This is a genomic window from Providencia sp. AGC89 (genome assembly GCF_053543535.1).
The window spans coordinates 1-9,604 of the sequence record NZ_JBIXLP010000012.1 but is presented as its reverse complement, the minus strand read 5'-3'; the positions used below and the strand labels follow the sequence as shown (position 1 = coordinate 9,604).

Here is a 9,604-nt window from a genome sequence, read left to right as displayed (position 1 = left end):
GTATGCTCCTAAGGTCTCAGTCGCTTGCCGCCTACCTACAAACTGAATTATCTAGGGTATAGCTTAAATCGCTACCCTTCAATTTGCAGGGGTGTTAGCTATGTTTTTCGCCTTAGTCACATACTTATGTATGCTCCTAAGGTCTCAGTCGCTTGCCGCCTACCTACAAACTGAATTATCTAGGGTATAGTTTAAATCGCTACCCTTCAATTTGCAGGGGTGTATTTTGGTAACCAAGCGCAGTATATATCTATGCTTAATTATATCCTTTTTTATAGCTGCCTCAAAATGGCTTTCTCAGTGCCTTGAAAACCAAAAAACAATATCCCGAATCACTATTGCTCATCGGGATATTTTTATGGACGAGATACAGCTAAATCATTTAAATGGGATTACTCATCACCATTTAAACCCGCGCGGTTTAGTAAAAACTGCGCTAGCATCGCGACCGGACGACCAGTAGCCCCTTTCGCGGCACCTGAACGCCAAGCGGTACCTGCAATATCAAGGTGTGCCCAGTTATATTTAGTGGCAAAGCGAGATAGGAAGCAGCCAGCGGTAATTGCACCTGCTGGACGACCACCTGTATTCGCTAAATCAGCAAAATTAGGGGTGATTTGGTCAAAATACTCATCCGCTAGTGGTAAGCGCCATGCACGGTCACCCGCTTGTTCTGAGGCATTTAACAGCTCATGAGCTAGTGGATTATGGTTTGACATCAACCCTGTATAATGGCTACCTAATGCAATTACACAAGCCCCTGTTAAGGTAGCGATATCAATAACCAGCTCAGGTTCAAAGCGTTCAACATAGGTGAGTGCATCACACAGAACTAACCGACCTTCCGCATCAGTATTAAGTACTTCAACGGTTTGCCCTGACATGGTAGTTAAAATATCGCCGGGACGATAAGCGCGACCACCAGGCATGTTTTCACAACCTGCTAGTACCCCAATCACATTGATTGGAAGTTGCAATTCAGTGATAAAACGCATCACGCCATACACACTTGCCGCACCACACATGTCGTATTTCATTTCATCCATGCCTTCGCCTGGTTTGATTGAAATACCACCTGAGTCAAAGGTTAACCCTTTACCGAGCAGAACAATTGGCTTGCTGTCCGCATCTGGGTTGCCTTTATATTCCATAATGGACATCAGTGATTCATTTTGTGAACCTTGCCCCACTGCTAGATAGGCATTCATTCCCAGCTCTTTCATTTGCTCTTCACCAATCACACGAGTGGTTAGTTTGCTATCTGAAATATCTGCTAGTTGACGAGCTTGAGAGGCTAAGTAACCAGCATTACAAATGTTTGGTGGCATGTTACTTAAGTCTTTCGCAGCTTTAACCCCTGAAGCAATGGCTAAGCCATGGGAAATCGCGCGCTCACCACTGGTCAATTCACGGCGTGTTGGGACATTAAACACCAGTTTTCGTAGTGGGCGACGGTGCTCTGTTTTATTACTTTTTAGTTGGTCAAACACATACAGCGATTCTTTTGCTGTTTCGACTGCTTGACGTACTTTCCAGTAGTTATTGCGGCCTTTTACATGTAATTCAGTTAAGAAACATACGGCTTCCATTGAGCCTGTTTCATTCAGAGTACTAATTGTTTTCTGAATAATTTGTTTAAATTGGCGTTCATCTAATTCGCGCTCTTTACCACAACCGATAAGCAGAATGCGTTCAGACAGAACATTTGGTACATGATGGAGTAGCAGGGATTGCCCTACTTTACCCTCAAGTTCGCCGCGGCGCAGCAGGGCGCTGATATATCCGTCACTAATTTTGTCCAGCTGTTCAGCAATTGGGGACAGACGGCGTGGTTCAAAGACTCCGACAACAATACATGCACTGCGTTGTTTTTCCGGGCTACCACTTTTTACACTAAACTCCATGCGTTCTCCTGAATCTTAAAGACAAAGGCCGATGCTCCCGCTAGAATTAGCGTTTCGCATGATCTACCTCATAGAGAATGAACTCTTTATGTTAAACTGACCATCTATACGCGAAATAAACCAAGTTGTATGCTGTTTATCGCGATACAACTACGAAGTATGGCGAGTATATTTGGTTTCGCGAATATTAAGCATGTTCTGATATTTTAATCAGTATAGAGAATGCTTTTATATCATTCTAGCCATACAATAAACTAGAGTATATGTTAGTAAATGGCAGACATTGAACGAACTTAGCCATTTTCTACCCAAAAGACAAGTTTTCACAGGCGTAATAAGCGTGATCATTATTAGATATTTGGTACGGGAAACCCTGAAAAGTCAGTTAGCCATACTTTTTGTATTGATGCTAATCTTTTTTAGCCAGAAGTCGATAGATATTCTGGGCGCTGCCGTTCAGGGCAATATTCCATCAAACTTAGTACTTCCTTTACTGGGGTTAGGTGTGCCTGAAATGGCGCAACTTATCTTACCTTTAAGCCTATTTCTTGGGCTATTGATGACCTACAGTAAGCTTTATACTGAAAGTGAAATTACGGTAATGCACGCCTGCGGTTTAGGGAAAAGTGTTTTGGTCAAAGCGGCGTTAGTGCTGGCCATGATTACCGCCATGGTGGCAGTTGCCAATATTACGTGGATGCTACCGTGGTCATCTCAATATCAAGAACAAGTGTTAGCAGATGCTAAAGCTAACCCAGGTCTAGCCGCAATGGTGGAAGGGCAGTTTAAAACCACAAAAGACGGCAACTATGTTTTGTATATTGGTGATGTAAAAGGGAGTAATTTCAAAAATGTTTTCCTAGCGCAGTTACGTGCTGCGAATGAACAGCGCCCTTCTGTAGTGGTTGCCGAAAGTGGCTATATGAAGGAAGACCCTGATGGCCGTCAAGTGGTTATTCTTAATGAAGGGACCCGTTACGAGGGGACGGCATTATTACGTGATTTTCGTATCACTGACTTTGTCAATTACCAAGCCATAGTCGATCATCAAACAGGTGAGGCTCGTAATGACCGCGTTGAGCAAAAGAATATGCTGCAATTGTGGAATGAAAATACACCTGAAGTGAATGCAGAGTTTCATTGGCGTTTAACGATTGTTTTCTCGGTTATCGTCATGGCTTTAATGGTGGTACCTCTAAGTGAAGTGAACCCACGTCAAGGTCGGGTGCTAAGTATGTTACCTGCGCTGCTGTTGTACCTCATCTTCTTTTTGCTGCAAAGTACGTTACGCAATAGTGCAGATAAAGGTGATATTGACCCAAGATATACCATGTGGGCAGTGAACTTAGGGTATTTAGTCTTAGCGGTGATCCTCAATGCATGGAACACTGTTCCTATGCGCCGTATGCGTCTTAAATTGAGTAAAGGGGTTGCCTGATGTTTGGTGTTTTAGATAGGTATATCGGTCGGACCATCCTAAATTCTATTTTGGTGACGCTTTTTTTATTGGTTTCACTCGCTGGGATTATTAAATTTGTCGAGCAACTGCGTAAAGTGGGTGATGGTGATTACACTGCGTTGAGCGCGGGGGTTTTTACTTTACTTACGGTACCAAAAGATATTGATGTTTTCTTCCCGATGGCGGCCTTATTAGGGGCGTTAATGGGCTTAGGTGCACTCGCTTCACGTAGTGAGCTGGTGGTCATGCAAGCTTCTGGTTTTACCCGTTTACAGATTGCCCTTGCGGTGATGAAAACGGCTATCCCTCTGGTTATCGTGGCGATGTTCATTGGTGAATGGATTGCACCAGCCGGTGAGCAATGGGCGAGAAACTACCGTGCAGAAAAAATCGTTGGTAATTCATTAGTGGTTACTGACGAGGGAATGTGGGCAAAAGATGGCCGCGACTTTATACACATTCAGCGTATTAATAACGCAACATCGATTCAAGATGTATCGATTTACCGTTTTGATAAGCAACAAAAACTTAACTCGGTGATGTTTGCTTCAAGTGGGGAGTATGACACGGCAAATAAACAGTGGGTGTTATCTCAAGTGGATGAGTCAATATTAAGCAGTGAGAAAAAAATTACGGGTTCACAGCGGTTGACGGTTGACTGGAAAACTAACCTTACCCCAGAAAAACTAGGGATAGTTTCTTTGAATGCGGATTCGTTATCTATTCGTGGCTTATATCAGTATGTTTCTTACTTGAAAGAAAGTGGTCAAGTTGCAGCTGTTTATGAATTAAGTATGTGGAAAAAAATATTGGCGCCACTCTCTGCCGCTGTCATGATGTTAATGGCCGTTTCGTTTATTTTCGGGCCATTACGCACCGTACCAATGGGGGTACGTGTTATTTCAGGTATTGTGGGCGGCTTCTTATTTTATGTACTAAACCAAGGGTTTGGTAACTGGAGCCTTGTTTATTCAGTACCACCGATTATTGCAGCTATCTTGCCAAGCTTATTGTTCCTAATTGTCAGTATTGTTTTATTAGTGAAACGAAAATAGCGTTTTATAGGTCATTAAAGGCTGTGTATCTTCGGGTATCACAGCCTTTTTCTTTGTCGTCATTTACTTAGTAATAAGTTTCCTAACTTACTGATAATTCGTAATAGTTTATTCTGAGGACGGAATAAAACTTGTTGTTGCCTATTATCTGCAGATGTACTGATATATTCACCTTTAATCCCAATAACATTCAATCGACTTTTATTCGCTAACTGTTGAGCACAAGAAAAAATACCGCCATTCGCCGTATATGACTGGCGAATAAGATAAGCTTTTTTCCATTCTTGCTCTGTGAATGCGATTTGTACTTCTTTTCGTGCTTCACTGACAAGTTTTTTATATTCAGGTGTTTGTTCTAATTTCTTTTGATTGTTTTTTAAAGGATGAGAATTGAGTGATCCAAGATTTATTTCTACTGATGTCGGTTTCTGCGGGGCAGGGAATATGTTTTGGTGGTTATGGATTCTTCTAAGTTGGAGAACCAACTCAGAAACGTTGCCCTGTTTAATGGTACAGGGCCGTGTTATATGATGTAAAAAAAATGTAGAAGTACGCATTTTAATTCCTATTCATCAAGTAGAAGAGGGATTAAAATTAGCCTTGAATCAGCTTACAACATTGCATAAAACGATTATAAATATAAGAAATAGCTTGAATAATAGGGCATTAATACTGTTATTATTAACCAACTATTGCGTAACCTAATGCACTGATAAAGGCGACTACCCTTGTTTGGGGTTGAAATAACTTTTTTCTGGCTCCTGAGATATGACTTTGGTTATCAATAGCTAAAATATTTTGGCGACTCCGGTTTGCTAATTGCTGAGCAAGTGAAAAAAATCCACCTTTCATACTATTTTGTCGTTTAAATTTAAAAGCCGTTTGGCACTTTTCCCGATATATTCGCCTTTCTTCTTGTCGGTAAGCTTTGATAGCTTGTAATTCTGAGCCATCTAAATATTTGTAGGGGTATTGAGTAGCAATAGACCTATTCTCTACGTACTCTGGTTTTTTAGTACAATGGCCTTTAATACTATTCAAAATTTCTATCAATTCAAATTGGCTAATTTTCGGGCATTGTGTAGCCTGACAACTTAATGTTATCGCGTGGTTTTTTGTTTTCATTTTAGCTCTGGATGTGTTAATGGAAGGCTAAAAGATTATCGGGAATTTGAATGAATTGATTTTAAAAATGGATAGTAAAATTATCAAAAACAGCCTGAATATATCAGGCTGTTGTCGCAATTAATGAGATAATGCGGGTAAATCCACGTTTTAGGGTCGGGGTGTAACTCGCCATTGTTTGTAATGCTTTGGCGGTACTCCTTCAATGTTTCCCATATGCGTGGTTAGAAGATAGCGAAGCGACGAGTTCATTAACGCCAATAGTTAACTTACTAAATTTGCTGCTATCTTTTCGGGTCATGACGACAAATACCCCAATGTTTTGCTGTGGGATCATCGCCATATAGGTATTAAACCCACCGCCGCCGCCTGTTTTCTGGTAAATTCCTGGAGTGCCATTCTTCGGTTTCATATACACCCACCCAAGGCCTAACCCATCCGCATGGCCAGCGACGTCCATTCCTTTAATTTCTAACAATTTTTCGCGAGGGAAATAGATGCCTTGCTCACGAGCCGCGGTGACTTTCCTTAAGCTCTTATCTGTCGATAAAAATTGTTGCATCCACTTTTGCATATCTGCTGGGGTTGAATACACACCACCGCTTCCTGCTGCTGCAAGTGTATTATGGCAAGGGCTTGGTTTAGTGCCTTCCATTAAACGTGCACATTGAGCTTTATTGGGTGTATAGGTGGTATTGGTCATTTTGGCTGGGGAGGTGACATAATGACTAAACAATTGTGGGTAAGAATGACCTGATGCTTTCACCATGGCATCAGCTAATAAGTCATATGCAAGGTTAGAATAGGATGCCTCAGTGCCTGGCGTCGCATCTAATTTGCCTGTTTTTAACCATGTCCAGCGGTTATCTTGGGTTGGCCAAATAAATACAGGACGCCCCCATTTTCCGCCTGGTTGCTCACGAGGTAAGCCACTGGTGTGGCTTGCAAGGTGGTAGAGGCGAATCGGCTGCCCACTGGCGTTATCAGGCACAGTAACACCATGATAGGCATATTGTTGCAGCGGGTCAGTAATTAATAACTTTTTGTCTTGTTCAAGCTTGATTAATATTTCACTCGTCATCAATTTAGTAATTGATGCTATGCGAATGAGTGAATTTGGCCCCGGTTTTTTACCATTGCCGGGTGCTGTTTCGCCATAATAACGGGATAAAACTTGGTTATTATCAATAACAATTATTGCCATACCTCTGGCGTCGCTTTCGTTAAAAATACGATTGGCATATAAATCGACAATTTTAGCAACGCGTTCGTAGGTCCTTCTATCTCCTTCAAAAACCTGCCAGTCAGTAGATGCAATATCATTCGTTTGCAGAAATTTTGGTGTTTTTTTGGTCGTTGTTGAACATGCCATCAAGGCTAAAGACAACGCAGATACTGACAGAATTTTTAGTAATGATTTCTTCATGTTTGAAGCCAGCCGATATGATTGTTTGCAAATGGCTATTCAGCCAATCTTATTTTTTCTTAGCGAAAATTTTCATTACCGCACCAATTAAGATGCCAATAAAGATCCCTGTCGCTATCCACCCAACAAAACCCATGATAAAGCCTTAATGTTTGTATTAGATTGCGGATAAACTAACAAAAATAATTGTCTATCGCCAGTGACCCAGCGTTGTGATAAGAAAAATAGTTAGGGAAAGCTACCATATCGGCTAATGAAGATATAAACAAAAGAAGCTTTCTTTCTCTTATCATGTGATTTTAGCAATATGCGTTTTTTTTAATCGAACAGACTTGATCTTCAAGAATAAGTGTTGCCAGTAGACACAAGGCAAGTATAATGGCAGCGTTTTCCAAGAAACACATCACTTCAGTGCCGGAGTGGCGGAATTGGTAGACGCAGTTGATTCAAAATCAACCGCCTTCGGGTGTGCCGGTTCGAGTCCGGCCTTCGGCACCATAAGAACATCAAGAGACGTCAACCGACGTCTTTTTTTGTATCTGAAATCCAGTGTTTGCAAGGCTTCCCCCGCGTTTTCAGTCAATGCATGTCAATCTAACTCAACCCACATCAACCTCCGAGTGAGTATACATCTGAGTATATCTTCGCTTCGATAATATTTGTATACTCATTATATCTCGAATTACCGATGCTAAAGCAATGCAGGCGCAGCCTGTGGCGTAGACACTTAGTTGTTTGTGTAACTCGAAATCATCAACAGTAATCTGAGATATCTTGTTTATATACTCACTCTGGGGTGAAGAGGATAAAGAATATGGCATTAACCGATACAAAAGTTCGTGCAGCTAAACCTGAAGAGAAAGCTTATACACTGACAGACAGTGATGGCTTATTTCTGTATGTTCACCCCAATGGTTCTAAATATTGGCGTTTCCGTTTTCGCTTTGGCGGCAAACAACATTTAATGGCCTTTGGCGTATATCCTGAAATCTCCTTAGCGGATGCAAGAGAAAGAAGGAATGCTGCCAGAAAGCAAGTTGCTTTAGGTATTGACCCACGCGAACTCAAGAAAGAATTAAAGGAAAAGCAGCAAAAAGAATTTAATACCTTTGAGAAAGTTGCTCGTGATTGGCACGCAACAAATAAGAAATGGTCTGAAGGGCATAGCCATCGAGTACTCAAAAGCCTAGAAGACAATATTTTTGCTGCTATTGGTAAACGCAATATTGCCGAACTGAAAACTCGCGATCTCCTCGAACCGATTAAAGCCGTAGAGATGTCTGGACGTCTTGAGGTGGCGGCTCGTTTACAACAACGCGTGACAGCTATTATGCGCTATGCCGTACAAAGTGGTTTGATTGATTATAATCCTGCACAAGATATGGCTGGCGCAGTAGCGACAGGTAAACGAGTTCATAGAGCGGCATTAGAGCTTAAACGCCTACCTGAGTTCTTACAACGCATCGATGATTATAAGGGAAGACCTTTAACTAAACTTGCAGTCAAACTTACCTTGTTAGTCTTCATTCGTTCCAGTGAGCTGCGCTTTGCTCGTTGGGATGAAATCGATTTTGAAAATGCCATGTGGACGATCCCCGCAGAACGCGAAGCGATAGAAGGGGTTAAACACTCCCATCGCGGATCAAAAATGCGTACCCTTCATTTAGTGCCTTTAAGTCGACAAGCCATAGAGATCTTAAAACAGGTCTATCAATTTAGTGGTAATCATGAGCTGATCTTTATCGGCGATCATAATCCTAGAAAACCAATGAGTGAAAACACGGTTAACAACGCATTACGTGTGATGGGTTATGACACGAAGACAGAAGTGTGTGGACATGGCTTCAGAACAATGGCGTGTAGCTCGCTGATTGAGTCAGGGCTATGGTCGAAGGATGCAGTAGAGCGCCAAATGAGCCACCAAGAACGCAACTCAGTAAGAGCTGCTTATATTCATAAAGCAGAACATATCGAGGAAAGGCGGTTGATGGTGCAGTGGTGGGCTGATTATCTGGATGCGAATAGGGATAGGCATGTGGGGGCGTTTGGGTTTGGGAAGTGAAAAGTGTAAATATCCACTTCATCAGTAGATGATTTAATTTGTAATACATTGAATTTATAAAAATTATAGACAATGTAGATTATGCTGTTTTCGTCTTAATGATGAACAGTATAATTGTGTTATGTCATATTCAAAATTTTTGGTCGTGTATTCAATATAGAGATCATCACAATAGGTAATACTCCCGCTCTATGAATGTGCCGATGATTTTATCATGCATTTCAGGCGACTTCGAATAACCTAACGTCTTACGGTTAAGACGCTTTAAGCGATTTCTTAAATTCAAATTCTCTCTTTCTATTCGTTGGGTATAAAACTTACTTGCTACGTGTTTTTGTTTAGGTAATATCTCATAAGCACTGAACTTATCCGTGCACCAAAAAGCCACATTAAACCGAGACAGTAAAGCCAGTAACTGGCGAAGAGTTCTCTTGTTTCGACGACCAAACGTATGAGCAATAATCCGTTTTAGGCGAGGTTCCCAGGCATACCAAAGCCAGCGTTGTTGTTTCTTATTAGCCACAAAAGACCACTGTTCATCGACTTCACAAAGGAGTTCAATGTGCAAATTAT

Annotated in this window: 8 protein-coding genes and 1 tRNA gene; 4 read left to right on the top strand and 5 right to left on the bottom strand. The window is 41.5% G+C overall.

The genetic code is table 11. The features are described from left to right. Positions 1 to 392: 392 nt before the first annotated feature. On the bottom strand, positions 393 to 1,904 hold the full coding sequence (gene pepA / locus ACIPUA_RS04970; RefSeq protein WP_042845685.1) for a leucyl aminopeptidase: 1,512 nt from the start codon (positions 1,902 to 1,904) through the stop codon (positions 393 to 395). Positions 1,905 to 2,244: 340 nt separating this feature from the next. On the opposite strand from pepA, the gene lptF reads away from it, so the two are divergent. Both lptF and lptG read left to right on the top strand, forming a co-directional pair. Beyond that, positions 2,245 to 3,342 (top strand): LPS export ABC transporter permease LptF, encoded by a 1,098-nt coding sequence (gene lptF / locus ACIPUA_RS04965; RefSeq protein WP_042845684.1) that lies wholly within the window; start codon positions 2,245 to 2,247, stop codon positions 3,340 to 3,342. Continuing rightward, entirely contained in the window at positions 3,342 to 4,418 is a 1,077-nt protein-coding gene (gene lptG, locus ACIPUA_RS04960) for an LPS export ABC transporter permease LptG (RefSeq protein ID WP_071548680.1), read from the top strand. The genes lptF and lptG overlap by 1 nt, the downstream gene beginning before the upstream one ends. 59 nt (positions 4,419 to 4,477) lie before the next feature. Here the strand turns inward: lptG and ACIPUA_RS04955 are convergent, their stop codons facing one another. The 3 genes from ACIPUA_RS04955 to ampH form a co-directional block, all read right to left on the bottom strand. Beyond that, a complete protein-coding gene (locus ACIPUA_RS04955; RefSeq protein WP_449059347.1) occupies positions 4,478 to 4,975 on the bottom strand; it encodes a hypothetical protein in 498 nt (165 codons plus the stop codon). 124 nt (positions 4,976 to 5,099) lie between these two features. Next, positions 5,100 to 5,543, bottom strand: coding sequence for a hypothetical protein (locus ACIPUA_RS04950; RefSeq protein WP_129466590.1), 444 nt, complete (start codon positions 5,541 to 5,543; stop codon positions 5,100 to 5,102). A gap of 202 nt (positions 5,544 to 5,745) precedes the next feature. Continuing rightward, entirely contained in the window at positions 5,746 to 6,969 is a 1,224-nt protein-coding gene (gene ampH, locus ACIPUA_RS04945; RefSeq protein ID WP_042845677.1) for a D-alanyl-D-alanine-carboxypeptidase/endopeptidase AmpH, read from the bottom strand. Between the two features lie 413 nt (positions 6,970 to 7,382). On the opposite strand from ampH, the gene ACIPUA_RS04940 reads away from it, so the two are divergent. Next, positions 7,383 to 7,467: transfer RNA gene (locus ACIPUA_RS04940), tRNA-Leu, on the top strand. 316 nt (positions 7,468 to 7,783) lie between these two features. Beyond that, positions 7,784 to 9,031: a tyrosine-type recombinase/integrase gene (locus tag ACIPUA_RS04935; RefSeq protein ID WP_281110872.1), complete on the top strand. Its 1,248-nt coding sequence runs from the start codon at positions 7,784 to 7,786 to the stop codon at positions 9,029 to 9,031. A 166-nt stretch (positions 9,032 to 9,197) separates the two neighbouring features. Here ACIPUA_RS04935 and ACIPUA_RS04930 read toward each other — a convergent pair. Further along, positions 9,198 to 9,604, bottom strand: a 407-nt coding sequence (locus ACIPUA_RS04930) for an IS1 family transposase (protein ID WP_449059346.1), incomplete at its 5' end; no start/stop codon positions are given.